The sequence below is a fragment of the Acetobacter ghanensis genome (genome assembly GCF_001499675.1).
Lineage (GTDB): Bacteria > Pseudomonadota > Alphaproteobacteria > Acetobacterales > Acetobacteraceae > Acetobacter > Acetobacter ghanensis.
In genome coordinates, this window is sequence record NZ_LN609302.1 from 1875396 (window position 1) to 1902267 (window position 26872).

The 26872-nt window shown below is 55.9% G+C and carries 22 protein-coding genes and 1 pseudogene (1 of these 23 running past the window's edge); 10 read left to right on the forward strand and 13 right to left on the reverse strand.

The genetic code is table 11. The features are described from left to right. The 4 genes from AGA_RS08885 to AGA_RS08900 form a co-directional block, all read left to right on the forward strand. Positions 1 to 53 carry the end of a hypothetical protein gene (locus AGA_RS08885; protein WP_157065337.1) on the forward strand. The gene continues 397 nt to the left of window position 1, outside the view, so only the last 53 of its 450 coding nucleotides appear in the window; the start codon falls outside the window, past its left edge; the stop codon is at positions 51 to 53. 278 nt (positions 54 to 331) lie between these two features. Next, on the forward strand, positions 332 to 3523 hold the full coding sequence (locus AGA_RS08890; RefSeq protein WP_059023911.1) for an efflux RND transporter permease subunit: 3192 nt from the start codon (positions 332 to 334) through the stop codon (positions 3521 to 3523). Further along, positions 3523 to 4737, forward strand: a complete 1215-nt coding sequence (locus AGA_RS08895; protein WP_059023912.1) for an efflux RND transporter periplasmic adaptor subunit — start codon at positions 3523 to 3525, stop codon at positions 4735 to 4737. Before AGA_RS08890 ends, AGA_RS08895 begins: the two co-directional genes overlap by 1 nt. Further along, entirely contained in the window at positions 4734 to 6176 is a 1443-nt protein-coding gene (locus AGA_RS08900) for an efflux transporter outer membrane subunit (protein ID WP_083503603.1), read from the forward strand. The genes AGA_RS08895 and AGA_RS08900 overlap by 4 nt, the downstream gene beginning before the upstream one ends. A 76-nt stretch (positions 6177 to 6252) precedes the next feature. Here the strand turns inward: AGA_RS08900 and AGA_RS08905 are convergent, their stop codons facing one another. The 4 genes and pseudogenes from AGA_RS08905 to AGA_RS08920 all read right to left on the reverse strand — a co-directional run bounded on the left by AGA_RS08905 (position 6253) and on the right by AGA_RS08920 (position 11317). After that, a complete protein-coding gene (locus AGA_RS08905) occupies positions 6253 to 7749 on the reverse strand; it encodes an outer membrane beta-barrel protein (protein ID WP_059023913.1) in 1497 nt (498 codons plus the stop codon). Between the two features lie 46 nt (positions 7750 to 7795). Then, a pseudogene (eat, locus tag AGA_RS08910) lies at positions 7796 to 9138 on the reverse strand (ethanolamine permease). Further along, positions 9135 to 9932, reverse strand: a complete 798-nt coding sequence (gene eutC, locus AGA_RS08915) for an ethanolamine ammonia-lyase subunit EutC (RefSeq protein ID WP_059023914.1) — start codon at positions 9930 to 9932, stop codon at positions 9135 to 9137. The pseudogene eat and the gene eutC overlap by 4 nt, the downstream one beginning before the upstream one ends. Continuing rightward, positions 9929 to 11317: an ethanolamine ammonia-lyase subunit EutB gene (locus AGA_RS08920; RefSeq protein ID WP_059023915.1), complete on the reverse strand. Its 1389-nt coding sequence runs from the start codon at positions 11315 to 11317 to the stop codon at positions 9929 to 9931. Before AGA_RS08920 ends, eutC begins: the two co-directional genes overlap by 4 nt. Positions 11318 to 11506: 189 nt before the next feature. Here AGA_RS08920 and qhpR point away from each other — a divergent pair, with 189 nt between their 5' ends. Next, entirely contained in the window at positions 11507 to 12610 is a 1104-nt protein-coding gene (gene qhpR, locus AGA_RS08925; RefSeq protein ID WP_059024787.1) for an AraC-like transcriptional regulator QhpR, read from the forward strand. 48 nt (positions 12611 to 12658) lie between these two features. After that, positions 12659 to 13750 (forward strand): cobalt-precorrin-5B (C(1))-methyltransferase, encoded by a 1092-nt coding sequence (locus AGA_RS08930; protein WP_059023916.1) that lies wholly within the window; start codon positions 12659 to 12661, stop codon positions 13748 to 13750. Here the strand turns inward: AGA_RS08930 and cobM are convergent. Genes cobM through AGA_RS08945 form a run of 3 tightly spaced genes read right to left on the reverse strand, consistent with a single transcriptional unit; the run spans position 13747 to position 16111 of the window. After that, a complete protein-coding gene (cobM, locus tag AGA_RS08935) occupies positions 13747 to 14499 on the reverse strand; it encodes a precorrin-4 C(11)-methyltransferase (protein ID WP_059023917.1) in 753 nt (250 codons plus the stop codon). The two genes, AGA_RS08930 and cobM, sit on opposite strands and share 4 nt — an antisense overlap. Then, positions 14496 to 14900 (reverse strand): cobalamin biosynthesis protein, encoded by a 405-nt coding sequence (locus AGA_RS08940; protein WP_083503604.1) that lies wholly within the window; start codon positions 14898 to 14900, stop codon positions 14496 to 14498. The genes cobM and AGA_RS08940 overlap by 4 nt, the downstream gene beginning before the upstream one ends. Next, on the reverse strand, positions 14870 to 16111 hold the full coding sequence (locus tag AGA_RS08945; RefSeq protein WP_059024788.1) for a bifunctional cobalt-precorrin-7 (C(5))-methyltransferase/cobalt-precorrin-6B (C(15))-methyltransferase: 1242 nt from the start codon (positions 16109 to 16111) through the stop codon (positions 14870 to 14872). The genes AGA_RS08940 and AGA_RS08945 overlap by 31 nt, the downstream gene beginning before the upstream one ends. Before the next feature lie 115 nt (positions 16112 to 16226). Here AGA_RS08945 and AGA_RS08950 point away from each other — a divergent pair, with 115 nt between their 5' ends. Further along, positions 16227 to 17054, forward strand: coding sequence for a cobalt-precorrin-6A reductase (locus tag AGA_RS08950; RefSeq protein ID WP_083503605.1), 828 nt, complete (start codon positions 16227 to 16229; stop codon positions 17052 to 17054). Here AGA_RS08950 and cobJ read toward each other — a convergent pair. From cobJ to cobG, 4 genes are read right to left on the reverse strand one after another with little or no spacing between them, the layout of a single operon-like run. Beyond that, positions 17021 to 17788, reverse strand: coding sequence for a precorrin-3B C(17)-methyltransferase (cobJ, locus tag AGA_RS08955; RefSeq protein WP_059023919.1), 768 nt, complete (start codon positions 17786 to 17788; stop codon positions 17021 to 17023). The genes AGA_RS08950 and cobJ overlap by 34 nt on opposite strands. Continuing rightward, entirely contained in the window at positions 17785 to 18510 is a 726-nt protein-coding gene (locus tag AGA_RS08960) for a precorrin-2 C(20)-methyltransferase (protein WP_157065339.1), read from the reverse strand. Before AGA_RS08960 ends, cobJ begins: the two co-directional genes overlap by 4 nt. Beyond that, a complete protein-coding gene (locus tag AGA_RS08965) occupies positions 18507 to 19136 on the reverse strand; it encodes a precorrin-8X methylmutase (RefSeq protein ID WP_059023921.1) in 630 nt (209 codons plus the stop codon). Before AGA_RS08965 ends, AGA_RS08960 begins: the two co-directional genes overlap by 4 nt. Further along, complete coding sequence (cobG, locus tag AGA_RS08970) at positions 19123 to 20382, reverse strand: precorrin-3B synthase (RefSeq protein WP_231945765.1); 1260 nt, start codon at positions 20380 to 20382, stop codon at positions 19123 to 19125. The genes AGA_RS08965 and cobG overlap by 14 nt, the downstream gene beginning before the upstream one ends. A gap of 300 nt (positions 20383 to 20682) precedes the next feature. On the opposite strand from cobG, the gene cysG reads away from it, so the two are divergent. Then, positions 20683 to 22089: a siroheme synthase CysG gene (gene cysG / locus AGA_RS08980; protein WP_059023923.1), complete on the forward strand. Its 1407-nt coding sequence runs from the start codon at positions 20683 to 20685 to the stop codon at positions 22087 to 22089. Between the two features lie 21 nt (positions 22090 to 22110). Here cysG and AGA_RS08985 read toward each other — a convergent pair whose 3' ends face one another. After that, complete coding sequence (locus AGA_RS08985; protein ID WP_059023924.1) at positions 22111 to 23052, reverse strand: AraC family transcriptional regulator; 942 nt, start codon at positions 23050 to 23052, stop codon at positions 22111 to 22113. Positions 23053 to 23297: 245 nt separating this feature from the next. Here AGA_RS08985 and AGA_RS08990 point away from each other — a divergent pair, with 245 nt between their 5' ends. Then, the gene (locus tag AGA_RS08990; RefSeq protein ID WP_059023925.1) at positions 23298 to 24686 is read left to right on the forward strand and encodes an NAD-dependent succinate-semialdehyde dehydrogenase; all 1389 of its coding nucleotides are present in this window, start codon (positions 23298 to 23300) and stop codon (positions 24684 to 24686) included. A 116-nt stretch (positions 24687 to 24802) separates the two neighbouring features. Here AGA_RS08990 and AGA_RS08995 read toward each other — a convergent pair whose 3' ends face one another. Beyond that, positions 24803 to 25654 carry an SDR family NAD(P)-dependent oxidoreductase gene (locus AGA_RS08995; RefSeq protein WP_083503606.1) on the reverse strand — a complete coding sequence of 284 codons (852 nt, stop codon included), beginning with the start codon at positions 25652 to 25654 and terminating at the stop codon, positions 24803 to 24805. A gap of 21 nt (positions 25655 to 25675) precedes the next feature. On the opposite strand from AGA_RS08995, the gene AGA_RS09000 reads away from it, so the two are divergent. Next, positions 25676 to 26821, forward strand: a complete 1146-nt coding sequence (locus AGA_RS09000) for a GNAT family N-acetyltransferase (protein WP_059023926.1) — start codon at positions 25676 to 25678, stop codon at positions 26819 to 26821. Positions 26822 to 26872: the final 51 nt, after the last annotated feature.

Here is a 26872-nt window from a genome sequence, read left to right on the forward strand (position 1 = left end):
CACATCTTTCTGGTCAGATTTCACGCCTTTATTTTAAAATCGACGCGTTCTGAAAAACAATCCACTTCGTTTTTCAGCCCTCTGTAAACACTCTCGCTCAGCACCCTCGCTCTGTTATGGCAATGGTTATGTATTGCCTAACAGACACTTATGCTCATAACCCCACATAGTTTTAAATAAAAGTTATTTTATTAAATTATCGCATAACAATAATACTTATACATTTTAATTTATTTTTTATATCAATAAAATTTTTTCTAACAGATTCTAGAATAAAAATCTGCGTATTCCCAAAAGAAACCTCACATCTGCAACGAGGACTTGGGATGGCATGAATGCGATCGTCTTAACCGCATTGAAACGACCCTATACCTTTGTGGTTCTTTCAATTCTTATTTTTGTGTTCGGTGTTCTGGCTGTGTTTAGGGCCCCGACAGACGTGTTCCCTAACATCAAGATCCCAGTGGTCTCGGTCGTATGGACATATGGCGGCATGTTGCCCGAGGAGTTTGCTGGACGCATTACCTACAACTACGAGTTGGCCGTCACCTCCACTGTGGAGGGGATCGAGCATATGGAAAGCAGTTCGTATTACGGTAGAAGTATTGTGAACATATACTTCCAGCCGGGAACTGATATTGGTGAGGCGGAAGCCGAGGTAACGGCCATTTCCCAAACCGTTATCAAGCAGCTGCCAGACAATATTCCAGCCCCCATGATCATGCGGCTGGACGCATCCTCTGTGCCTGTTCTGTCCCTTCAGGTCACATCAAACAAACAGACGCCGTCTGACCTGTTCAAAATCGCCATGACGCGGATCCGGCCTATTCTGGTAACCGTCCCCGGTTCTGTTCTGCCGCAGGCTTATGGCGGCATGGACAGCTTTATTATGGTGGCGCTCAACCAAAAGCAGCTTCAGGCCCATCATCTCTCCGCCATGGATGTGCAGAATGCCCTCCGCAAACAGAACATTGTGCTCCCTGCTGGTGACCAGAAAATAGACCGCACGGACTGGATGGTACAGACCAACGCCACCCCTCGCTCCATGAAGGAGCTAGGGGACATTCCAGTCAAGCGCGCTGGAAATGCCGTCATTTACGTGCATGACGTCGCCAACGTTTATCGCGGAGGCCACCCACAGACCAACCTTGTGGTCGTTGAAGGACGGCAGGGGGTGGAAATTGTCGTCATGAAAAGTGGCGATGCCTCTACGCTGGATGTCGTAGCGCAAACCAAAGCGCTATTGCCCAGAGTTGCCAAACTCGTTCCACCAGATGTGCATATCTCTGTCCTCAGCGATGCCTCCATTGCCGTCAAGGACGCCATAAATGACGTTGTGCGGGAAATGGCGACAGCCGCTGTGCTCACAGGTCTGGTCGTCCTACTTTTTCTTGGCTCATGGCGGTCCACTGTCATTATCGCCACATCCATACCCTTGTGCATTCTCAGCGCAATTATCTGCCTTTTGTGGTCTGGACAGACCATAAACGTCATGACCCTTGGCGGGCTGGCGCTAGCCGTTGGTATTTTGGTGGATGACGCCACGGTCATGATCGAAAATATCGACACCCATCTGGAGATGGGGAAGGATCTGGAAAACGCCATTATTGATGCCGCCAACCAGATTGTTGTGCCCACGCTGGTGTCCACCCTGTGCATCTGCATTGTATGGACCCCGCTCTTCCGCCTGAGTGGTGTTGCTGGCTGGCTGTTCATGCCCATGGCTGAAGCCATTGTGTACGCCATGCTAGCGTCGTTCATTCTCTCCCGCACGCTCGTCCCGACCATGGCCAAATACCTGCTGGCGGGGCAGGTGCACAGCGGGCTGCATGGTGAGCAGCACGAGGCCTTGCCTAAAGGCGTCCTTGGCCGGTTTCAGAATCATTTTGAAGCCGCTTTTCAGAGCTTTCGCCAACGCTATGGTCGCGTGCTTGAAAAGATCGTGATTCACCGACGCCCCTTTGTGCTGATTTTTCTAGGTGGCTCCGTTGCATCACTTGGCCTATTTGCATGTGTAGGTCAGGATTTTTTCCCCGAGGTCAAATCCGGTATGCTCCAAATGCACATGCGTGCGCCACTGGGCACTCGGATAGAAACAACCGGCCGTATTGTCAGCCTAGTGGATGACCGGATCAAACAGTTATTTCCCGGCAAGGTTGAGAGCATCATCAACAATTGTGGTCTTCCCGAAGGGCCGCATAATCAGGCTTTCATCCCGACCCCCACCATTGGAACGCAGGACTGCGATCTGACGATTAGCCTCAAGGATGATACGTCTGCCGTGTGGGACTACCGGCACACGTTGCGGCGAGATTTGTCCGCCCAGTTTCCCGGTACCAGCTTTACCTTTCAACCAGCCGACCTGACTGCCAGAATTCTGAATTTTGGCTCGCCCGCCCCCATTGATATTCAGGTTTCCGGCCCGGATATTCGCGCCAATTACGCTTATGCCAAAACGTTGGTTAACAAGCTAAGGGCCATTCCCGGTTCGGCAGATGTGACCATCCAACAGACCATGAAGACCCCTACCCTGTTTGTTCAGGGCAACCGCTCCTTTGGGCAGGCAACGGGCATGACTGAAGGAGACATTGCCAACAATGAACTGATGACCCTCTCCGGCAGTCAGACGGTTGACCCACAATACTGGCTGGACCCCAAAACAGGCATTACGTTCCCACTGAATGTCTATGTCTCTCAGGACCAACTAACGCATTACAACAACCTGCTGACCATCCCCGTGGACAAAGGCGACAGCGACCCCGGAGCAAAGGACATGCAGCTTCTGGGAAGCATCAGCACGGTCACACCGACCGGCACCCCTGGGCAGGTTTCCCATTACAACTCCATGCCGGACATTGATATTTATGTCTCGACCGAGTTCAGCGATCTGGGAAGTGTGCTTACGCGGGTTAACCAGATTGTGGAGCAGACCAAGGCCGACGTGCCGCGCGGTGCGGCCGTGGATATTCGCGGGCAGGCCACAACCATGCATGGCGCTTACACGGAGCTAGTGGCCGGTCTGATTATTTCCGTATTGCTGATTTACATGCTGATTGTGATCAACTTCCAATCCTGGGTTGATCCTTTCATCATTATCTCGGCTCTTCCAGGCGCTCTGGCTGGCATTGCTTGGAGCCTGTTCCTTACCCAGACCCGTCTATCCGTTCCGGCCTTGACCGGTGCGATTATGTGCATGGGCACAGCTACGGCCAATTCCATTCTTATTGTCTCGTTCGCCAAGGAACGCCTTGCCCTGCACCACAATGCCATGACGGCAGCCATAGAAGCCGGGTTTGGCCGTATCCGCCCGGTTATCATGACCGCATCAGCCATGATGATTGGCATGATACCTATGGCAACCAGCAATTCTCAAAATGCTCCCTTGGGGAAAGCCGTTATTGGCGGGCTGCTTGTCGCCACGGTTTCCACCCTTCTGTTTGTTCCCTGTGTGTATGCAATTTTCCACCACAAACCCGCTGCGTCATCTGCAGAAGATGAACACGTCGGGAAGGAGGCGGTCTGATGTCCCCTGCCCTCAAACGCAAACTGCTTCTTGGCCTTGTGCTGGGTCTTATTACGGCAGACGTTGGCTATCTACTGGTCCAACGGGCGCGCAACACCGTACATATTGCGGCGGATGCGGCTTATGCCAGCATTCCTGATGTTGCGGTCACGCACCCACAGCCTGCTCCGCCAACCCTGTCCATGACCCTGCCGGGCACCATTAATGCGTGGTACGAAGCACCAATTTATGCTCAGGCCTCCGGCTATGTGAAAATGTGGTACAAAGACTATGGTGCCGCCGTTAAAGCGGGCGATGTTCTGGCCGAAATCAACACCCCAAAGTTGGATGCCGAATACGCGCAGGCTCAGGCCGACCTCAAGGTCGCACAGGCCAAATATGGACTTGCCGCTGTAACGGCAAACCGCTGGCGGTCCATGGGGCAGTCTCAGGCTGTCTCAGGTCAGTCCGTTTCTGTGCAGAATGCTAACGAGCAGAGCGCCCGCGCCGAACTGGAAGCCGCCCAGCACAAGCTGGATCAGGTTGACGCCATGGAGCGGTTCAAAACCATTGTCGCTCCTTTTGATGGCGTCGTTATCTCACGCAATATCAATGTCGGAGATTATGTTGGCGCAGGTAGCGGTAACATGAACGCCAATGGCACCAGTAGCGAGTTGTTTACGGTTGCAGATACCCACGCCATGCGTCTGTTTGTATCTGTGCCGGAAACGTTTTCGTCCATTCTTAAACCCGGCCTTGTTGCGCGTGTGACTGTTCCGCAGTTCCCCAACGCACCTTTTAGCGCAAAATTTCTCACCATCGCCAAAGGGTTTGACCCGAACACCCGTACAGTCGTGACCGAATTCACCATAGACAACCAGGACCAGAAGCTCTGGCCCGGCAGTTTTGCCTCGGTCTCGCTCACAGCACCTGCAGAAAAAGGGGTTTATACCATCCCAACCGGCGCGCTCGTTTTTCAGGAGCACGGTATGCAGGTCGCTACCGTGGATGAAAACCATGTTGTTCATATGCACAACATTACCGTTGGCCGCATGTCTGACGCCTATACCGAGGTCGATGGCGGTGTTCTGCCCACGGATCAGATTATCAACAACCCGCCAGCAGACCTTATGGAAGGGCAGTTAGTCAGACTGGCCACACCCGCCCAAGGATACCTGAGCACACCGAGTGCCCAAAATAGCGGTGCCAACACCAATGAGGAGGATGACGAATGACGAACCGCCAGCCTTCATGGCCTCGTGTGCTTAAGGTGGGTGGTGTTCTGGCTTCACTTTTTGGCTTGAGCGCCTGCGACCTCGCCCCTGCCTACCATCCGCCCCACTATATTGTGCCGGCATCATGGCACGGCCAAGGACTGTTCCGTGAAGCAACGCCACAGTCTGTTGCGCTAAATGCTGACTGGTGGACACTTTTTGCAGACACCACACTCAACACGCTAGAAGCACAGGCCACAGCCAATAATGCGGACCTTCAGGCCGCTTCCGAACGTTTTTTGCAGGCCCGCGCCATGGTCAAGGAGGCGCACTCAGCCCTTCTCCCTCATTTTGGTGTGGCCTTTGGTGCGAGTGACAACAAAAGTTCGGCAGACAGGCTTTTCCGTTACAAAGGGCCGATTACAGCAACCGATGAATTGTATTCTGGTCTTGCCAGTTGGGAACCAGACATCTGGTCGGCCCTACGCAACCGCGTGCGTGTGCAAAAATTTTATCAGCAGGAGCAGGAAAACCAGTATGCCGCAGCCCGCCTGAGTTTACAGGCGGAGCTGGCAACAGATTACTTTGCCCTGCGCGGACTGGATGCACAGAATGCCATCTACCAACAGTCCATAACCTATTACCAGCAGGCTTTACGTGTCACCCAAACCCGGCTGGCAAATCAGGATGCAACCGGCATTGATGTCGCGCGTGCGCAGACCCAGTTATATATGACACAGGCGCATCAGTTGGAAACTCAGGCCCAGCGCGAGGTCATGGAGCACGCCATTGCTGTTCTGGTGAATGAAGACCCAACAACTTTTCAAATCGCCCCTCAAAACCTGTTGAGCGATGCTGAACCCATTATACCCACCGGTATCCCCTCCGACCTGCTGGAGCGTAGGCCAGACATTGCCGTTTCAGAACGGGAAATGGCGCAAGCCAACCGAGGCATTGGCATAGCCAGAGCGGCTTTTTACCCTCATCTGTTTTTTAGTGCTGACGGCGGGTTTGATTCCAACGGTTTCAATCTGGCCAATCTGGCCAACAGTATGTGGTCTTATGGCGCTTCCGTTTCCATGCCCCTCTTTCAGGGAGGGCTCCGGCAGGCCCAGCTTCAACAATCATGGGCATTGTACCGCGAAACCTTGGACCACTACCGTACAACCGTTCTTTCCGCCTTCAAGGATGTAGAAAACGGATTATCCATGACAGCCCGCTTACGAAATGAAAATGAACGGCTCAAGCTCGCAGTCAAAGCAGCCTTACAGGCGCAAACTCTGACCATGACTCTTTATAAAGGAGGAGCAGACAGCTATCTGGATGCACTGATCGCTCAGGTTAACACGCTCACCGCTCGTATTGACCAAGCTCAGGTTCAAACACAGGCGTTGCAATCTACAATCAGCCTGATCCGCTCTTTGGGCGGTGGGTGGAAAATACCCTATAATCCGGCTTAATTAAAAAGGGCCTGCGATAATCCGCAGGCCCTTTTTTACTTAAAATACCGTGATTGGCTCAAACTAACCCGCAAAGTCAGAATGCCCATGTTGCATCACAGCTGAACCAAAGCATGTTGTTCGTACCATTGTTGACGACTGGATTTTGAACAGTGCCAGCCTGGTTAAACGGATGCGTGCCATTGAGAGATTTATCCAGACGGATTTCCGGCCGAATAACAAAGCCACCCAAAGCCAGCTTCTTGTTAATAAACTCAGGCTTGTAGGAAACCCCAACCGTCAGTTCCCCATATGTTGTCGGGGGGGCATTGTAATAGTCGTAAGGTTTATTGCTAATTGCCTGCGTGAAGGAGTTGAAGCTGGAGTATTCAGCAATAACACCCCCCGTATTATCACGGAAAATTTCGCCACGGGCATTCAGCGTCAGCCACGGATGGAACTCATAGGAAAAATACGACGTAACGCCATATACATCATCCCGCAAACCATCGTCATGCAAATATGTGCCGTTTACGGAGACCGTCATTTTATCATTGACATGATAGGTCGCCATAAAGTCCGCATTATACTGCATAAGGTGGTTAGCAGCCTTGCCCATGCCGGAACTAACCCAGCCTTCAGCCGATGTCAGGCTAGGACCATTGTTTCCCTGAGGGCCAAAATGACCAATGGCGTGTACATCCAGCTTGCCATCCATCAGTTTGTTCCATGCAAACCCAAAATAACCTTTGGGTTTGTTGTTGTTCCCATACTGACCAAATGTTGTGGAGTTACCCGCATCTACCCCCAGTATCCAGTCCATGTGTTTGGTCAGATGCATGGTTGCCAGAATACCAACCGTTTCAAATGGTACGATATAGTCTGAGGAGTAGTTGAACGTATAGAATGGACGGGCCTGCGCAGGCGTACCTTCCGCCCCCATAATGCCGTACATCTGCCCTATCTGGACATCAATCCCACGTTTGAAAATCCAAGGAACATGCACATCAATATGCGCCTGCGTAGGTGCCCACTGGTACAAACCGTGCAATGTTCCCGACCCCATACCAATGGTCGGGTCAAACCGTGCATCCGAACCATACATGGCCTCAAACACAAAGCCGATGCCATATCCTTTACCAACAGATGTAACCGGGTGAGAAATTGAGCCCATGATCTGGTTAAGAGTAACCGTATTAGCCCGGTCCGAGTAATACTGTGCAAAGTTACGACCCGAACGTGTCCATGGGTTACCAGAAATGCCCCCTTCTACCGACACATGCGCTTCCAATCCCTGCCAGTAATTGGGCGTCTGCCCGGCTTTGGGATGAAAAAGATTGCCGACTGTGGGCTTCATGGCATCGTTTTCATCATTCACAGCGGAGGGGACTTCCTCCCCATCCGATGGCGTACCCGCATTGCGTTCAGCTTCTGGTGGTGCGCTTACAGGTGTATTGGCGACCTGCGCCAACGTAACGGTGGCAGTGGAGGCGCCTGTTTCAGCTGCATGAGCATATGATGCAAGTAATGAACCACCGGACACACATGCCGCGATGAAAAAATTGACTTCCTGAGCAAAATTTTTACGCATCATACTAATCCCAATTCAAGAAAGAAAACTCGAGGTTTGTGGTTTCCACTTATTCTTTTTTGAACCGACTCATAAAAAATACTGAACATACCAGCATGATTGATGAGTATATAAGAAACACCTCCATGTTGTAGTAAATGACAACCCCAAGGGCGATCAGTGCAGCAACAAGAGCAAAACCCGGCAGAACAGGGTAAAAAGGTGCTTTATAGGTCCGCAGCAACTGAGGTTCTGTCCGACGCAGGCGGAACAGGCTGATCATGCTCAGCATATACATGGTCAGCGCACCAAAAACGGACATAGTTACCAACGTGGCCGTAAGTGACTGCCCCTGAATACTTACCAGATCATCAGAAAAAATGGCTGCAATACCAATGGCGCCACCGGCGAGCGTTGCAACATACGGGGTTTTGAAGCGTGGATGCAGACGCCCAAGAACTTCAGGCAGAAAACCTGCACGGGCCAGTGCAAACATCTGACGGGCATACCCCATGATAATACCGTGCAGGGATGCAACCAGACCAAACAGACCAAGCCAGACCAACATGTGCAGCCAGCCACTATGTGCGCCCACAACCTGCTTCATGGCCTGCGGCAAAGGGTCATTCAGGTTCGAAAGGGCATGCCAGTCCCCAACGCCACCAGCAAAAATCATCACACCAAAAGCAAGAGAGACGAGGGTAAGAATACCGGCAATATAGGCAATAGGGATAGAGCGTTTGGCATCACGCGCTTCTTCCGCTGCCATGGCCACACCTTCCACAGCCAGAAAGAACCAGATGGCAAAAGGCATTGCTGCAAAAATACCACCGAGTGCTTGCCAACCAAAATGAGGCGCACCACCCCAACCATCAGCCAGAAAATTATCCCATGAGAACGCAGGCGCAACCACACCCATGAAAACAAGAAGTTCAATAATGGCGGCTATGGTAATAAAAAGTTCAAATGTTGCAGCAATATGCACACCAACAATATTGAGTGTCATGAACACCAGATACGCCCCCAGAGCAGCCACTTTGGGTGACAGACCGGGAAACTGGACGTTCAGATAAGCACCAATTGCCAAGGCAATAGCCGGGGGGGCAAAAATAAACTCAATTAGCGTTGCCAGACCGGCAATAAGCCCCCCCAACGCCCCAGAGCACGAAAGCTATAGGCAAAAGGGCCACCTGCATGTGGGATGGAGCACGTCAGTTCCGTAAAACTGAAGATAAAAGCTGTGTACATCAAAGCCACAAAAACAGTGGCTACCAAAAAACCAAGCGTCCCGGCAGTTCCCCACCCATAGCTCCAGCCAAAATACTCGCCAGAAATGACAAGCCCGACGGCAATCCCCCACAAATGGAAGGCACCGAGAGACTGGCTGAGCTTAGTCCCGCTGCTCTCACTCATGCGTCTGTGTCCTTATCATGTAATGATGGTGTGTTTTTGCCCAACACCTTGTCTGGTGCGGCATCTTTTAACCCGACACCTGTAAGCCCAAGCCGTTTTGCTTCATGCATCAGCCACGCCAACTTGCTTGCACCCGCCGGTATCGTCATGCCGTGCGCATGAATATTGGACAGGCAATTCCGTAAGGAATCAGGGCATCCAACATACGGTGCGTATGTCAGATAAACGCCCAGACTGTCCGCCACACTCAGGCCGGGCCGCTCGCCAATCATCATGACGACCATTTTTGCCCCCATGGCCTGAGCAATTTCATCCCCCAGGGCAACGCGGCCTTGCGTTGCAATAACCAGTGGTGCAATCCGCCACCCCGGCAAAAGAGCCCTGGTTGCCTCAAAAAAAGGAATGGCATTTGTTTGTGTGGCAATGGCGGAAAGCCCATCAGCTGCCACAAACACGGCATCCCACTCTTCTTTCTGCAACCCCTGAAGAGAATGTTCCGAAAGCCTACGCCCCAAATCGGGACGACGCAGATATGTGGCTCTATCGGCTGCACGACTTTGCACCTGCAGGCAGGGCGCACCGTGCAACTGCTCCAGCATATCGGGCACATTGAGCGGCGTATGGACTGCGTCCCGCGCCTGCGCATGAGCAGCCTGAAATGCCAGAACATCGGTTGTACGCTGTGCGTTACCACTCCGGCCCAGACCAATGCGTGCGCGGGTCAGGCTGCGCAATGGCTGCCACTCATCCACATCTGTTCTGGTCTGGACTGTAAGTTTTCCGTGTTCCGTCATGGCGCAGCCACCAGTTTGGCCAGATGTGTCTGCCCCAGTTCCAGCGGTCGCATCTGGTTAGCCAATGGATCGTACAATCCCATGCGTTCTAGCCACGCGGCGAACTCAGGCGCGGGCCGTGCACCCACCATGTCACGCAGGGTCAGAATATCGTGGAATGACAGGCTCTGATAATTGAGCATAATGTCATCCGCACCGGGCACTCCAATCAGGAAGGTAATGCCAGCCACACCCAGCAGTGTCATCAGGTTGTCCATGTCATCCTGATCGACTTCCGCATGGTTTGTGTAACAGGCATCACACCCCATGGGGACACCCATAAGCTTGGCACAAAAGTGGTCTTCCAACCCGGCACGAATGACCTGCTTGCCGTCATACAGGTATTCCGGGCCAATAAATCCGACCACTGTGTTAACCAGAAGCGGGTTGTAGGCACGTGCTACGGCATAGGCCCGTGCCTCTACCGTTTGCTGGTCAATGCCATGATGCGCACCAGCCGATAGCGCTGCCCCCTGCCCTGTCTCAAAATACATGACATTCTGCCCGACCGTGCCGCGTCCTAGGGCAAGCGCGGCCTCATAGGCCTCCTGCAGAATGGACAGGTTGACGCCAAAGCCTTCATTCGCCTTTTGCGTGCCCGCAACAGACTGAAAAACAAGGTCCACCGCGCCGCCACGGTTCATAATTTCCAAAGTGTTGGTGACATGGGTCAGCACGCAGGTCTGGGTGGGAATGTCATAAAGCTGGCGGGCATGGTCCAGCATATCCAGCAATGCCAGACCGTTTGCGACGCTGTCTGTTGCGGGGTTAATGCCAATAACGGCATCCCCCATGCCATAGAGCAGGCCATCCAGCGTAGAGGCCGCTATGCCTTTAAGGTCGTCTGTTGGATGGTTGGGTTGCAGGCGGGAAGACAGGCACCCCGGAAGCCCGATCGTGTTACGAAATTTGGTAATAACCCGAATTTTACGCGCAACACTGATCAGATCCTGATTACGCATAAGTTTACTGACAGCGGCCGCCATTTCTGGCGTAATGCCGGGAGCAATACTGGCCAGACGGGTCGTATCCGCCTCATGGGACAACAGCCAGTCGCGGAATTGCCCCACTGTCATATGGGCCAGAGGCGCAAATGCCTCCCGGTCGTGGGTATCCACAATCAGACGTGTCACCTCATCTTCTTCATAAGGGACCAGTGCTGTATCGAGAAAAGTGCGCAGAGGTACATCGGCCAACGCATAACGTGCAGCCATTCTCTGCGCATCGGACTGCGCCGCCAGACCGGCTAGCTGATCACCTGACCGTGCGGACGATGCGACAGCCAAAAGTGTTTTGAGATCTTGAAAATGGTAGCTTTCTCCACCCAGTGTATGGCGATATCCCATCAGGCAAAGCCTCCTGCCCTTGCAAGGCCAACTCTTTTTGCAAGGGCCCGGACCGGGGCACCTCGCGATTTGGTTCGATACCGTTACAATAGCAGCATCCCATCGGTTCAGACTTGACTGGAGGAAACAATTTATTGATCATTCAGAACAAAATGCAGCGCCTGTTCCCTTGCACGGATGTATTTTGCCATGTCTGACCCTATGCAGGCTCCGACATCTGGTGTGCTGGCCGCAGCCGCAACTGGTGTTGAAGACTTTATTGTGTCCCGCGGTGGGGATATTGACCGGATTGCCGGACGGTCCGGCCTTTCCACCGGCCAGTTTGCCCTGCCAACCGACAGGCTTGACCTGACCGCTTATTGCCGCCTGTTTGAAGAAGCAGCGCGAGAGACGCAGGACGGTAATCTGGGCTTATGGTTTGGGCAGCAGTTCCAGCCGCAGATGCTTGGCCTTGTAGGGTATATTGCGCTCCTCTCCGCAACGGCGGAGGAGGCCGTCCGCAATCTGGCAAGCCACTTTGCTTACCATCAGGGCAACACACACACGCAACTGGTGGAGCTGGATAACGGCCTCCTGCAACTGGAATACGCCATTCAGGACCCTGCCATTACCCAACGCCGACATGATGCAGAGCTGACTATGGGCATGTTCTGCAATGTTCTACGCCACGCCATGGGAGCAGACTGGGTGCCCGAAGCGGTGCTGTTTGAGCACTCTCGCCCGGAACAGGCCCATGAACACCAGAACGCTTTTCAGGCCGACATTCACTTTGGGCACCGCACCAATGCTTTGATTTTTCGCAAGGTGGGGCTGGACCGACCAATGCCCACGGCCAATGCGGATATGCTGGAAATTATGCGCGCGTCCCTTATTTCCCTTGCACGCAACCATCATAACACTGGCCAAGCCCCCAACAGGCCATCCCTCAAGGAGCAGATCGCCAGCCTTATTCGCTCCGGTCTGGCCGAGCGGAGTTGCACACTTTCCGATATTGCCATGCACATGAACATGCCCGCATGGACCCTCCAGCGCAGGCTGGCGCAGTTCGATCTCTCGTTTGGCACATTGCTGGAAGAAGTGCGTTATGCCGAAGCCTGCCGACAGCTCACCATGCCCGGCAAGGATATGGGAGAAATCGCACTGGCCCTTGGCTATACCGAGACAAGCGCGTTCAGCAGGGCCTTTCGTAAATGGAGTGGCGTCTCCCCCCGCTCATGGCGAGAGCAACACCTGCAAAAAACTGCTTTTCTGGGTGCTCCCCAAGTCACGCGGGCCCTCTCATCCTACGCCTGACTTTTCATATTTGCATCGCCTCCGCATAATATGAGACACGGACAGGGCATGACACAGAGCAAGCCCCCCCTTCGTCGTGGTTGGACCACAGGCAGTTGCGCAACCGCCGCGGCCAAAGCAGCATGGTTGGTGCTCCAAGGGCACGAACCTCCTGCCAGTGTATGGATTACCCTCCCTTCTGGCCGGGAGGTTGCCTTCAGTCTGTGTCAGTTTACCGGCACGCCGGATGCACCATGTGCCGCAGTCATAAAAGACGCAGGCGACGACCCAGACATTACACATGGCGCCATAATCCGCTGCACCGTGCGTGCTCTTCCCTCAGGGGCTGGCATTGTGTTCAAAGCGGGCCCCGGCGTTGGTACCATAACACGCCCCGGCTTACCTTTGCCGCCCGGTGAGCCCGCTATTAACCCCACCCCACGCAGCATGATTTGCACAGCACTGGCACAAGCCAACAACAACATTCTTCCCGATGCGGAAGTCACGATCAGCGTTGATAACGGGGAGGAGCTGGCCCAGCGCACACTTAACGGCAGACTGGGCATTGTGGGGGGGCTGTCCATTTTGGGCACAACCGGCATTGTCATGCCGTTTTCCTGCTCCGCATGGATAGAGAGCATTCACAGGGGTGTGGACGTCGCTCGGGCCGAAGGCTTACCCCATATTCTGGGGGCAACCGGCAATGTATCCGAAAAAGCAGGACAGGCGCTTTACGCTCTACCCGATATTGCCCTGATTGAAATGGGAGACTTTGCGGGTGGGTTGCTCAAATACATCCGTCATCACCCAGTCCCACGCCTGAGCATTGCTGGCGGCATTGCCAAAATGACCAAGCTTGGCCAAGGCTGCCTAGACCTGCACTCCAGTCGCAGCCGTGCAGACATGGCAGCATTGGCGCAACTGGCCGCGCAACATGGCGCACCAGATGGCTTACCAGCCCAAATAAAAGTGTGCCCCACAGTTGCCGAGGCTTTTCTGCTCAGCAGCACGCACAACTTTCCCCTAGGGAACCTGATCGCACAAAAAGCGTGGGATGTGGCACACCACACGCTTGCTCCTGCCCCTGTCCGGCTGGATGTACTGGTGTTTGATCGTATGGGAACATTGGTAGGAAAAGCGACCGAAGCCGCCCTCCTTTAGCTCCTGAAGCGGCGACGATAATCCGGGTCATACAGAGCACTTTCCCGCCCGGCGATTCCAGCAAGCGCTGGGCCGACCAGAACCAGCGCCGTCCGTTCAATCGGATTATGCTCCAGTTCTTTTTCAATACTCTCCAGCGTGCCGTGCAGTACCAACTGATCTGGCCATGATGCGCGTGCAACAATCGCTACGGGGCATTGAGGGCCATAAAACGGTGTCAGTTCCGCCACTATGCGGTCCAAAGCATGTACGGCAAGGTGAATGGCAAGCGTTGCTCCCGTAGCGGCAAAAGCTTCCAACTTTTCACGCTCGGGCATAGCAGAAGCACGGCCGTTCATACGTGTCAGCACAACACTTTGGGCCACTCCGGGGACGGTCAACTCCCGCCCCAGCACAGATGCGGCGGCCGCAAATGCAGGCACCCCCGGCGTCATGGTCCATGGAATGTTGTTCCGATCCAGCCTACGCACCTGCTCGGCCACAGCACTGTAAATAGACAGATCGCCTGAATGCAGGCGGGCTACGTCCTGCCCTGCCTTGTGGGCGCGCACATATTCGGCCTCTATCTCATCCAATGACATGGGGGCTGTATCCACCAGCCTTGCATCATCAGGGCAATACTGGAGCATATCCGGCGGCACAATGGAGCCAGCATAAAGGCAGACCGGGCACGAGGCCAGAAGATCCCGCCCTCTAATGGTCAACAAATCCGCAGCGCCGGGGCCTGCACCAATAAAATGAACCGTCACTTCTTCTCTCCTTCGGCCACCGCGCAGGTTACACCACAGAATACCTGACGGGGTAAGCGCAAATGTGCGCCATCCCCCGCCCCGGCAAGAGCACATGCCTCAGCCACGGATGCAACCCCTACATGGGAGCCAACCGTAGCGGAAAACGTCTGGCAGAACGGCTGCATCTGCTGAAGGTCTACCTCCTCCACCCACAGCACGCCAACGCCCCACATACAGGCAACCTCCTGCGGAAGGGCATCCCCCCTCTTGAAGGCAGGAACAGCAATGTAGTCTGGCACCTTGATTCCAATACTGTGCAGGCTACGGCTCACCGCTTCACGCGCATGGCTGAGCAAAGCCGCCTTCTGCCACCCCAACCCCACCACTATCATGGCGTATAAGGCTTGCTCACCACCCATTGGGTGACGGTCATTGCCGGGCGGAAAGCATGAAAACTCCCCACACCATCCAACCGGGCAACAGAAAGACGAGTCAGGCGGCCGCCCCATTCCTGCATGGCCTGCACAAGACGGCTTTCGGTTTCCACCACCACAGCATTCACCACCATACGCCCACCCGGACGCAGGGCAGCCCATGCCTGCTCCAACACCCCCGGCCTACTGGCCCCACCGCCCACAAAAACGGCATCAGGCGCTTCCAACGCTGCCAGTCCATCGGGAGCACGGGCCTGTAGCACCTGTAAATCGGGCACACCCAACGCCTGTGCATTGCGCACGATACGGGCAGCGCGCTCGGGCATACTCTCAATCGCTATGGCCCTGCAGGCCTGTGCCGCCAACATCCATTCGATGGAAACAGACCCGGCACCTCCGCCAATATCCCACAACAATTCGCCAGCTCTTGGGGCAAGGGCAGACAGGGTGACGGCCCTTATTTCCTGCCGGGTCAACTGCCCGTCATGCTCAAAGCAGCTATCCGGCAGACCACCACATTGTGGCAGACATTGTGCGGCTGTGCTGGCAGGTATTTCCAAGCCCAGCAAATTCAGCGCCCCAACATCCGCTGGCGCTCCTTCATGCGCCATAAAGCTGCGACAACGCTCGTTTGGGCCGCCTAAAGCCTCCATAACATAGCAACGCACCTCCCCCAGCCCCATACTGACTAACCATTCCGCCAACAGGTGAGGCGTTTGCGCATCGGCCGACAACACAAACAACCGCGACCGGGGTTGCAAAAACGGGCGAATACGCGCCATGGGCCTGCCACACACGGAGACAACGTGGCACTGCTCCCTAGCCCATCCCAACCGCGCGCAAGCCAACGCAACAGATGAAGGCGCGGGTAGGCACATCATTTCGTCCCTCCCGAGGCTGCGCGCCAATACACTCCCGACCCCATAAAAAAACGGGTCTCCAGATGCCAGAACCACAACAGACTGCCCACGCAAGGCCAAAACCTGTTGCACCCCAGCACTAAATGGCGTCGGCCACGCCACACACTGCCCCTGCGGAAGCGGTGCAACCAAAGCAAGGTGCCGCTCCCCGCCAAACACATAGTCAGCATGTTCCAGCAAACTCTTGGCCGTGTGGCTCAACCCATGCAGACCATCTTCCCCAACGCCGATCAGGGTCAGCCACGGAGAAACACTCTGAATATGCGGCTCAGGCATGATGCGCATGACTTCCCTTTTTCAACGCAATATATGGCATAATCATCTCAACCCGTTCCGCACCACAGTCTGATGGCCTAAACTGTAGGACACCATCTGATATCAAGGTTGTCCTATGCCTCCAGAGCCTGCCCCTTGTGGCATCCAGACCCAAACACCCCATAGTCTGCGCGTTCTGGTACTGGGCGGCACGACCGAGGCCAACGCCCTGTGCAATCTGCTTGCCACATGGCCAGCCTGCCGAGCTGTTCTTTCTCTCGCAGGAGCTACCCGCCGCCCACATTTGCCCAACATGGAAACACGCATTGGCGGCTTTGGTGGGGTAGAGGGGCTGGTTAACTGGCTGCAACAGAACGCCATAAACGCGGTTGTTGATGCAACCCACCCTTTTGCCGCGCAGATGAGCGACCACGCTGTAAAAGCCTGCACAAAAATGAACCTGCCACTCTTGCGGCTTGAGCGGCCGGGCTGGACCGCCACACCGCAGGATCAGTGGTTGATGGTGCCGAGTATTGCCCAAGCTGCTGCTGAGCTTGCCCAAGCCAGCAGATGGAACACCCGCCGCCAGTCCGTATTTCTGACCACAGGACGTAAGGAAACAACCCCGTTTCTGGCCGCTCCGCAACACCATTATCTGTTCCGTTCCATAGAACGGCCAGACCCCGCTGATCTGCCACCGGATACGCAGGTCATCTGCACACGCGGCCCTTTTGACCTGAGTGCTGAACGCACCCTGATGCAAGACCAGAAGATTACCGTGCTAGTCACCAAAAACTCCGGTGGAATGGCGACCTACCCCAAGCTGGAAGCCGCCCGCATATTGGGCATTCCTGTTATAATGGTTGCCCGCCCCCAACCGCACGCCACGCCACGCACCCCCGAACCCAAGGCTGCTTTGGCATGGTTGCATCAAATCGCCTCTTCAACCTTGCGGGCAGTATAAAGCCACGGTTCCTGCCCCATCGGGCGCGGAACCAACCGGGTCACCGGGCAACCAATCAACACCAACGTGCTCATATCCGCCCATTCTGCATCCGCTTGCGCAATGGTGGACAGCCGCACAGCTTCATCCGGGCGTCCTATGGCGCGGGCAAAAGCAACGGGCTCATTCCCCTGCATGGTCTGCCGCAGATGTTCAAACGCAGCACCAAGCTGCCATGGGCGGGCATGGGAGCGCGGGTTATACAGGGCAATAACAAACCCGGCCTGTGCCGCCAGCCTCAAGCGGTCCAGAACCACGGACCACGGCTTGAGATTATCAGAAAGGGAAATCACACAGAAATCCCCCCCCAAAGGCGCACCAAGCCGGGCCGCGGCGGCGAGTACGGCACTCACGCCCGGAATGACCTGTATGTCCAACGTCCGCCAGACCTCCGGCCCATTTTCTACGGCCTCAAACACTGCACTGGCCATGCCAAAAACACCGGCATCCCCCCCCGAGACCACGGCTACATGCCGCCCGCTCATGGCCAGTTCCAGCGCATGGCGGGCACGGCTTATTTCTTCCCGATTGTCGGAAATATGGCGCACGACCTCCGGCCCTGCCTCCACACGTTTGACGTAGGGCACATAACCGACCAGATCGGTTGCATGGGCAAGTGCTTCCTTGGCCTGTGGCGTAAGCTGTTGAGGGTTACCGGGGCCAAGACCAACAATAACCAGAGAACCGATGCTCATCGTACGCCTTTCCTTCCCGGCAGCAGGACCAAGGAAAAGTATGGAGCAGTCCCTTCCCGCTCCGCCAGCGGAGCGATAACCTGCCCGCCTTGGGTGCCTCGCTCCACATATACGGCATCTTCCATCCGACCGCTCTGGCTGATGGCCTTGCGTACATGCGGCATGTTCCGTCCGATTTTCATGACGACCGCGGCATCGGCACGTTTGAGCCAATCTGCCAGTTCATCCTCCGGCAAGGTGGCGGGCAACACACACAACACATCATCCCCATGCGTCATGGGAGCCTGAGCCTGACTCCAGCAGCCATTCATGGCCATAATGCCGGGGACCACCTGCGTGTTCCAATGCTTGCGTAACCGGTCAAACACATACATGGCGGAGCCGTACAAAAACGGGTCTCCCTCACACAGCAGCGTCACATCGCGACCACTTGCCAGCACTTCAGCCAGACGGTCCGCGCTTTGGTTATAAAAAGCGGCCATGTTCTGGTGGTAAGCTGGATCGTTAACCGAAATCTCGGTTGTAAAAGGGTAAACCAGCCGTAATTCCTCGGTCGTAGGCGCAATATGTGCCTGCGCGATGGTCCGCGCCTGACTGGGGTGATTTTCCCGGCAGAAATACGCGACCACAGGGGCCGAGCCAATCAACCGTGCGGCGCGCAGGGTCATCAGTTCCGGGTCGCCCGGCCCTACGCCGACAATGCTCAGTGTGCCCGCCATTATTCGACCTCAGTCGCAAGGGCGTTAAGGGCAGCGGCAGCCATAGCGCTGCCTCCCAACCGACCATGCACTACCAGCCAAGGCACATCATGCCTCTTTGTCAGTGCTTCCTTGGATTCCGCTGCGCCAATAAAACCAACCGGCACACCCAGCACAGCCGCTGGACGTGGAGCCCCTGCATCCAGCAGCTCCAGCAAGTGGAACAAGGCCGTGGGCGCGTTGCCAATGGCCACAACTGCCCCCTCCAGCTTATCTCCCCACAAATCGAGTGCTGCGGCGGAACGGGTATTGCCAATAGCCAAAGCCTGCTGGGGCGTACGTGGGTCACGCAATGTGCAGATAACTTCGTTGTCGGCAGGCAGACGGGTGCGCGTTACACCGCGTGCCACCATTTCCGCATCACACAGAATAGCGCAACCACTCCGCAGAGCCTGCCGTGCCCGTGGCACCAGATCGTCCGTCATAGCCACGGACTGCGCCACATCCACCATGCCGCAAGCATGAATAATCCGCACGACTACGGTTGCCTGCTCCGGCGTAAAGGCGCTCAGATCGGCTTCTGCCCTAATGGTTGCGAATGAACGTTCATAGATGGCCGCCCCATCCCGAATATACTCATAGGCCGGCATCTACCGCTCCTTCGTGTTTGAATGTCTGAAATGCTTTATAAACAGCATGTTCGTCCGCGAACAGGTGTTGCACATAACCTGATGCGCCCCCATTGCGCACCAGCCCGTACCCCTGCGCCCCAGCGACCAGTGTATAGTCAGCCGCAGCAGGATGAGCACACCCCTTACGGCAGCCCGAAACATGCAGACACACTGCATCTGGCAAAAGCGGCGCGAGACTCCTTGCCAGTTCTTCAGTCCGTCCGGCAGCCTGCGCACAGGCGCTAACACCACTACAGGCCCATATGCGTAAAAGAGGAGAATGCGGGTCAGCAACCATACCCTCGACCTCAGGCAGCTGCCCCAGACCACCAAAGACAATGGTATGCCAAGGGGTCAGGCGCAAAATGCCATCCCCCTCCGTTACCGCAACACGGGCACAGTCTTGCAGCATGGTCGCTGTCATGCTGCCCATTGGCACCGCCAAGGCAAACAGTCCGTGCCCCAGCGAGCCAACACGGGCACCTTCTGCCTGCGCTGGCGTAGCAGAAACGGCGAGAGCCTGCCCTTCAAGCCCCGTCAGCCGAAACAGTTCAGTCCCTACTTTGGGGTCACGTTGTGGGCGTATGCTCTGATGAGATGCAACAAAAGCATGGGCCAACGCAACAGCCTGCCCAACGGCAACGGCATAAGTAACCTGAGGGCCACACATCTGCCCGCACACCACAGACCACAGGCCCGCTCCCATACTCCGCACAGCAATGTCCGCCCGCAACAGGCCCGGCGCATACAGCCCTCCGCCATCCACCGCAAAACCGAATTTACCCGGCAGGGCAGACAGCTCCTCTGCACAGACCAATGCATGGCGCAAGGACTCCGCACAGGCCACTGTATCTGGCGCGCAGGCTGGGTCATCTCCTGCCAGAGGGGAGACAAGCATGGTCTGGCGCCGCTCCATACCAGCATCCGACAGACCAAGACCGGCTGCCACCGCAATTTCGGGGAACCGGCGCGCAGAATCCGCGTCAAACCCACGGAGCTGGAGGCTAGCCCTATTGGTCAGCCCTATACGGCCGTTACCCTGCTGTTGTGCAACTTCCGCCAGCAAAAAAGCCTGGGCCGCTTCCAGCCGCCCCAACATGGGACGCACACGTACCAGCCAGCCATCTGCCGCCTCCATGGGGGCAAAAAGACCCGGGCACCACCCCTTAACTTCTGGTTGAGAAAAGCCGCCATACACCCCGGTTACTCCCGCTTGGTCGGCCACCTGTGGCTCCTGACACGGATCTGGTTCCCTGCCACCTGGCGCAAGGTGTCCTGCAAAAACGACAAGGGCTACAGCGCCACACCCGCCCCCATGATGGAACAGAACACCCCAGCCAGAAAGCCAGATACTCCGCCCTGTTCGGCCCCTGCCGCGCAACGCACAGGGGCTGGCTGCGTTCGTGTTAGGCCGCAAGAAGTGGACTTGTCAAAGTGCCCGGAGGCACAGCAGGCATCCACTTTTATTCTGTTTGACGCAGCTTCCTCTTGCATCCGAAGCAAAACCCTGCTTGCAGCATGAACCATGCAGGCTTCATTTGAGCGAACCAGTTGGTTTCCCATCATGCTCCGTCTGGAAGGGGCGCGTGTTCTTGTGGCTGGCGGCGGCAATGTCGCAGCCAACAAGGTGCAACTTCTTGTGCCCACGGGCGCACGGGTGGAAATTCTCTCCCCCACCCTCACTCCTGAACTGGAGCGCCTTGTGGCGCAGGGAAAGGCGCATGTCACCCGGCAGGACGCCACGGTGGAAAACCTGACCGCCCGCCTCCCCGGCTGCCGGCTGGTTTACCTTGCCACGAGCAACCGTGAGCTGAACGCTACGCTCAGTGCATTATGCCAGAGCATGAACATACCTGTGTGCGCCGTGGATGCCCCCGAAGTCTCCAGCTTCATCACCCCCGCCCTGACAACACGGGGCGCTGTGCAGATTGCCGTTTCCACCGGAGGGGCGGCCCCGGTTCTGGCCCGCAGGCTACGTGCGAAAATAGAAGAAATCATGCCCGCAGGTTTGCACAGACTGGCCGCTTTTATGCAGCACAGCCGGGAAGCATTACGCACGCAGGTGCCAGATTCCGCCATACGCCGCCGGATATGGGAGCGTTTTCTGGATGGAACAGGCGGCCCGCTGGCCATGTCGGGCGAGACACAGGCTGCCCAGCAGGAACTGGACCGTATTCTGAGCGAAGGCAGCGCCAAAACTGGAGAAGTCTGGCTTGTCGGCGCAGGCCCCGGCAACCCCGACCTGCTAACTCTGGCCGCCCTGCGCCTGATGCAGGATGCTGACAGTGTTCTGTACGACAATCTGGTTGGCCCGGACATTCTGAACTACGTGCGCAGAGATGCAGAACGGATTTTTGTTGGTAAACAGACCAACAACCATACGCTGCCGCAGGAAGGTATCAACGCCGAACTGATCCGCCGCGCCAAGGCGGGGGAACGGGTGCTCCGCCTTAAAGGGGGCGACCCCTTTATTTTCGGGCGTGGGGGAGAGGAGATCGAATCTCTTGTCGCTGCAGGTGTGCCCTTCCGCATTATTCCGGGCATTTCCGCCGCCAATGGGTGCGCTGCCTATGCGGGCATACCGCTTACACACCGGGACTGCGCACAGGCCTGCGTCTTTATTACCGGCCACGCCAGAGCCGATGGCACCCTCAATCTGGCATGGGAGACCATAGCCCTCCGTAGTCAGACCATTGTTGTTTACATGGGGCTGACACTCATTGATCAGCTATGTGCCCGTCTGATTGAACACGGCCTGCCAACGGACTGGCCCGCTGCCATTGTTGAGCGTGGCACACTCCCCCAACAGCGAGTGCTGACAGGCACACTCTCCACCCTGCCACAACAGGTTGCAGAGAATCACGTTACCAGCCCCGCTCTGGTCATTGTTGGAGAAGTCGTGCGTCACCGGGTTCTTTCCCCCACGACGTAACAATACGATTGGACTGTTTTTTCAGTCACAATGCGCCTGATGAACGTAGATCTGCCGAGCCGCGCTGCGTTCAGAAAGTTGGTCTGCCCTCACGCACAAAGCATCCTTTGCGGGAGGGCGCCCGAACATACGCCGATATTCTCGGCTGAACTGGGACGGGCTTTCGTACCCCACAGCAAAGGCTGCCTCGGCGGCATCTACATTCTCGCTCACCATGCGCCGACGCGCCTCCTGCAACCGTAATTGCGTGCGGTATTGCAAAGGACTCATATTGGTGGCCGCCCGAAAATGCCTGTGGAACGTGGATAACCCCATACCGGCCACCCGCGCAGCCCGCCCAATATCAAACGGCTCGGCATAATGCTGGGAAATCCAGCGGATGGCCCGGTTAATGTGGGAAAGATTACTCCCTGCCGTCGCAATTTGCCGCAGCGCGCACCCCTGGTCCCCCTGCAACAGGCGATAAAGCAGCTCCCGCACAATGAGCGGCTTAAGGATGGGAATATCCTCCGGGTTGTCGAGCAGTTTCATCAACCGCAAAAGGGGTTCTGTAATGCCGGAGTTAAGCGGGCTCAGCCCCATTCCCATTATGCAGGCCTGATTGGGGTCCACCTGTCGGTCATTCACAACCAGCAGAAGTTCTGCAATCTGCACAGGGTCCAGCGCAAGGCAAAGGGCGAGGTATGGCCGCTCCGCAGAAGCTTGCGTAATGCACCCGGCCACGGGCAGGTCCACCGCTGTGACAAGGTAATGGCTATCATCATAATCAAACACGCGGTCACGCAGCATGACCTGTTTGCTGCCCTGCACAATAACGTACACACGCGGCTCGAATACAAATGGTATGGGCTCACTTACCACTTCTGCCCGGTAAAGAGTCAGCTCAGGAATGGCCGTTGTCACCGTGGAGTGCGTGCAGTGCCGGAGAACCAGATTTTGCAATTCCGCCAGATTATCCGCCATACGCACCTGTTTTCAGCCTCCCCTCTCTCTCCCACTCAACCGGCAGGAGAATTGTGCAACAGACTGCACAGCATTCCAGATATGGCAGAATAAGGCAATCAGCCCGGCCAGGCCCTTGCACAAAACAACTCGAAGAAGAGCAACCTGAGAGAATTAGGCAAGAAGTGAGCAGAATTGCTCTATCGCCTCTTTACGCTTAGGGACCATCTTGGCTCGACTGAACACAGGGAAGGAAAAACAGGGACATGGCATACGCCACAACAAACCCCTACACAGGCGAAGTTGTCAAAACCTTTGCCGAAGCAACGGACCAGGAATTACAGGCCGCGCTGGATGCCGCCTATGCTGCGTTCCAGTCCTGGCGGGATGTCTCCTTTGCCGAACGTGCGAAGGTCATGACCGCAGCAGCAAAAATCCTGCGTGACGAAATTGATGACTACGCAGCCCTGCTGACGCTGGAAATGGGCAAGGTTTTTGCTGAAGCCAAGGCAGAGGTCATTCTCTCGGCCGAAATCTTTGAATACTATGCAGAACACGCAGAACGCCTGCTGGCTTCTGAACCTCTGCCGGTCAAAAACCCGGAAGAAGGTCAGGCCATGCTGGTGCACGAACCGCAGGGCATCGTGTTCGCTATCGAACCGTGGAACTTCCCCTACTACCAGATCGCCCGCATTATCGCACCGCAGCTTTCTGCTGGTAACACTGTTATTCTCAAACATGCATCCAACGTGCCACAATGTGCTGCCGCCTTTGATGCCCTTATGGTCAAGGCTGGCCTGCCCGATGGTGCGTTCCGCAACCTGTATCTGGCCCGCCACCATACCGAAACCGTACTGAACGACCCCCATGTGTGTGGTGTTGCGCTGACTGGTTCCGAAGGTGCAGGTGCCATTATTGCCGCTGTTGCAGGCAAGGCGCTCAAAAAAGCGACCATGGAACTTGGCGGGTCCGATGCCTTTGTCGTGCTGGATGACGCCGATCTGGAAAAAGCCGTTAAATGGGCCGTGTTCGGCCGCCACTGGAACGCTGGGCAGGTCTGTGTTTCTTCCAAGCGCCTGATCGTTGCTGATTCCATTTATGACCGGTTTGTAGAACTCTACAAAAAAGGCGTTGCAGAGCTTAAAGCTGGCGACCCGATGGACCCAGCCACAACGCTTGCTCCCCTTTCCTCCCAAAAAGCTGCGGACGACCTACGCGCACAGGTGGAAGAAGCCTGCAAACTGGGAGCCAAGGCCGAAACCATTGGTGCGCCGGTACCCGAAAAAGGGGCCTTCTTCCAGCCTGTTCTGCTGACAAATCTGGAAAACAACCCAGCACGTCTGTGGGAGTTCTTTGGCCCCGTAACCCAGCTTTACCGTGCAAAAGACACGGAAGATGCCATCCGCATCGCCAACGATTCGCCTTATGGGCTGGGTGGCTCCGTCTTTACGCAGGATACCAAACGCGGCGTGGAAGTGGCCCGCCGCATTTATACCGGCATGGTGTACATCAACCATCCGACAATGGTAAAAGCCGACCTGCCTTTTGGTGGTGTGGCGCGCTCCGGCTTTGGTCGCGAGCTCATTGGCCTTGGCATCAAGGAATTCGTCAACCACAAGCTTATTGACGTGGTCGATATTGACGCACCGTTCTAATTGACCGGTTTGCGCCAAACGTCCTACGCGCGGCGTCCCTTCGTCTCGCGTAGGACGTATAAAAAAGGTCCGGCAAAATTGCCGGACCTTTTTTTGTGCCGCACTCTTTGGCCGATTTAGCGTTCTTTTTGCCCAACGGCCAAACGCAGCAGAATATACTCTCGCAACTTTTGCGGCAGCAAACGCTCCACCACCCGCAACACGCGGAACGGCCATGGGAAGATATATTCTCGCTGGCCCCGCGCAATGGCACGGACAATAACACGTGCCGCCTTTTTGGCAGGCACCAAAAACGGCCGTGGGCCTTCCAGCCGCTGGCTCATGGGGGTGTCCACAAAACCCGGCACAATCAATGTCAGTTTGACCCCATATTGCTGCCACGCCAGCCCTGCGGCTTTGGCAAAAAAGGCCAGTCCTGACTTGGAGCTGCTATAGGCGGCAGAAAACGGCATTTCATAAAATCCCGCCACCGACCCTATAAGCGCAATATGCCCCCCATTACGCTCCGCCATGCTCTTGGCGGCCGCCGTAGCCAGTGTGACGGGGGTTGCATAATTGACCAGACCAAGCTGGAGCACCTTCTGCGGGTCTTCCGTCCTGTCTTCCAAAGACTGAATATCGGACAGACCGGCCCCCAGCACCACGCAGTCGGGTTTATGGGTGGCGTCATCTTCCTCAAAGGCGGCCAATGCAGCTGCACCATCACACAGATCGACCTGCCGTGTGTGCACAACGGCTCCCTTGGCGCAGCATTCCGTAGCCAGTTGGGTCAGACGCTGGGCATTCCTGCCCCACAAAATCAATGTCCGGCCGGGCGTGGCGTAATAAGAGGCAAGCTCCGCACCAATGCCGCCCGTTGCCCCTGTAATGAGCACAGAACGTAAAATGTCCCTTCCAGATGCTTCAGAGCTCACATTTTTTCCTTTCCCATCGAGGCAGAATAAGGCATCACCCGGAAAGTTTTTCATGTTCCGTTCCTTGGAGGGGCAATGTCTTTCCCGACTCAGATTACCGTTTCCCCTGTTTCGGGCTCACGTCAGCTTTCTCTCTTTATAAAGCTACCGCGTATACTTTACGATGGCCTGCCCGGATATTGTCCTCCGCTGGACCTAGAAGAACGCGACCTGCTCTCCCCCAAAAAGTCACCGTTCTTCGAACATGGTTTTGCCTGTTACTTTTTGGCATGGCACAATGGCAAACCCATTGGCCGCATATCTGCCCAGATTGATGCCTTTGTGCTCCAGCAGACCGGCCCCAGAACAGGCTTTTTTGGTGCGCTGGATACGGCAGAACCTGCCTGTATTGCGCCACTGCTGGATGCCGCCACGGCATGGCTGAAAACACGCGGAGTTGAACGCATCCGAGGACCTTGGACGCTCAACAGCAATGGCCAGTCCGGCGTTATGATTGAGGGGCAGCACGAAATCCCCATGATCGGCACGCCGTGGCACCCAACATCCATTGGCCCGGCAATCGAGCAGGCAGGCTTTCAAAAAGCGGTGGACCTGCTCTCCTACCGGATGGAAACGGGACCTCAGGCCGAGCGCGCCAACCAGATTCCGGCCAATCTGCGCCAGCGTCTTGGAAGCATTACCATGCGTGGCCTCCGCCCCAAGCATATTGCTGAAGACGCTGAAATTCTGCGTGAAATCTATAACGATGCCTGGGCCGACACATGGGGCAATGTGCCGCTCACATCGAACGAAGTCCGGTCCCTGCTCAAGGCGCTCAAGCCCATCCTGCGGCCGGAGCAATACGTTCTGGCCGAAGTTGAGGGCGAACCCGCAGCCATAGCACTGGTCGTGCCCAATATGTTTGACGTGAGCAAAGACCTTAATGGCGCTCCCTCACCCTTGGGCTGGCTCAAGCTGGGGGCGCGTATCCTCAGGCATGACTTCCACTCTGCCCGCGTTGTGCTGCTTGGTGTGCGCAAAAAATATCTGGGAACGGCTTTGCGGGCGATGCTGCCAGTGCTCATTATTGACGAGTTAATGCAGCGCGGACACGTTCTACCCTACCGCACCATTGAACTGGGCTGGGTGTTGGAAACGCATGAAGGGCTGCGCAAGCTTATTGAGCGTATTGCCCCCACCCCCTACAAACGCCACCGTATGTACGAGAAAACTCTAGCGTAAGACTGCCGGAAGCCTCTCAAACCCGGCATACCGAACACCTTTTGGCTGGTT

Excerpts from the sequence above, each read along its gene's own strand:
- AGA_RS08890 (WP_059023911.1), top strand. The coding sequence starts at position 332 with ATGAATGCGATCGTCTTAACCGCATTGAAACGACCCTATACCTTTGTG.
- AGA_RS08895 (WP_059023912.1), top strand. The coding sequence starts at position 3,523 with ATGTCCCCTGCCCTCAAACGCAAACTGCTTCTTGGCCTTGTGCTGGGT.
- AGA_RS08900 (WP_083503603.1), top strand. The coding sequence starts at position 4,734 with ATGACGAACCGCCAGCCTTCATGGCCTCGTGTGCTTAAGGTGGGTGGT.
- AGA_RS08905 (WP_059023913.1), bottom strand. The coding sequence starts at position 7,749 with ATGATGCGTAAAAATTTTGCTCAGGAAGTCAATTTTTTCATCGCGGCA.
- eutC (WP_059023914.1), bottom strand. The coding sequence starts at position 9,932 with ATGACGGAACACGGAAAACTTACAGTCCAGACCAGAACAGATGTGGAT.
- AGA_RS08920 (WP_059023915.1), bottom strand. The coding sequence starts at position 11,317 with ATGGGATATCGCCATACACTGGGTGGAGAAAGCTACCATTTTCAAGAT.
- qhpR (WP_059024787.1), top strand. The coding sequence starts at position 11,507 with ATGTCTGACCCTATGCAGGCTCCGACATCTGGTGTGCTGGCCGCAGCC.
- AGA_RS08930 (WP_059023916.1), top strand. The coding sequence starts at position 12,659 with ATGACACAGAGCAAGCCCCCCCTTCGTCGTGGTTGGACCACAGGCAGT.
- AGA_RS08940 (WP_083503604.1), bottom strand. The coding sequence starts at position 14,900 with ATGGGTGGTGAGCAAGCCTTATACGCCATGATAGTGGTGGGGTTGGGG.
- AGA_RS08945 (WP_059024788.1), bottom strand. The coding sequence starts at position 16,111 with ATGCCTGAGCCGCATATTCAGAGTGTTTCTCCGTGGCTGACCCTGATC.
- AGA_RS08950 (WP_083503605.1), top strand. The coding sequence starts at position 16,227 with ATGCCTCCAGAGCCTGCCCCTTGTGGCATCCAGACCCAAACACCCCAT.
- cobJ (WP_059023919.1), bottom strand. The coding sequence starts at position 17,788 with ATGAGCATCGGTTCTCTGGTTATTGTTGGTCTTGGCCCCGGTAACCCT.
- AGA_RS08965 (WP_059023921.1), bottom strand. The coding sequence starts at position 19,136 with ATGCCGGCCTATGAGTATATTCGGGATGGGGCGGCCATCTATGAACGT.
- cysG (WP_059023923.1), top strand. The coding sequence starts at position 20,683 with ATGCAGGCTTCATTTGAGCGAACCAGTTGGTTTCCCATCATGCTCCGT.
- AGA_RS08985 (WP_059023924.1), bottom strand. The coding sequence starts at position 23,052 with ATGGCGGATAATCTGGCGGAATTGCAAAATCTGGTTCTCCGGCACTGC.
- AGA_RS08990 (WP_059023925.1), top strand. The coding sequence starts at position 23,298 with ATGGCATACGCCACAACAAACCCCTACACAGGCGAAGTTGTCAAAACC.
- AGA_RS08995 (WP_083503606.1), bottom strand. The coding sequence starts at position 25,654 with ATGAAAAACTTTCCGGGTGATGCCTTATTCTGCCTCGATGGGAAAGGA.
- AGA_RS09000 (WP_059023926.1), top strand. The coding sequence starts at position 25,676 with ATGTCTTTCCCGACTCAGATTACCGTTTCCCCTGTTTCGGGCTCACGT.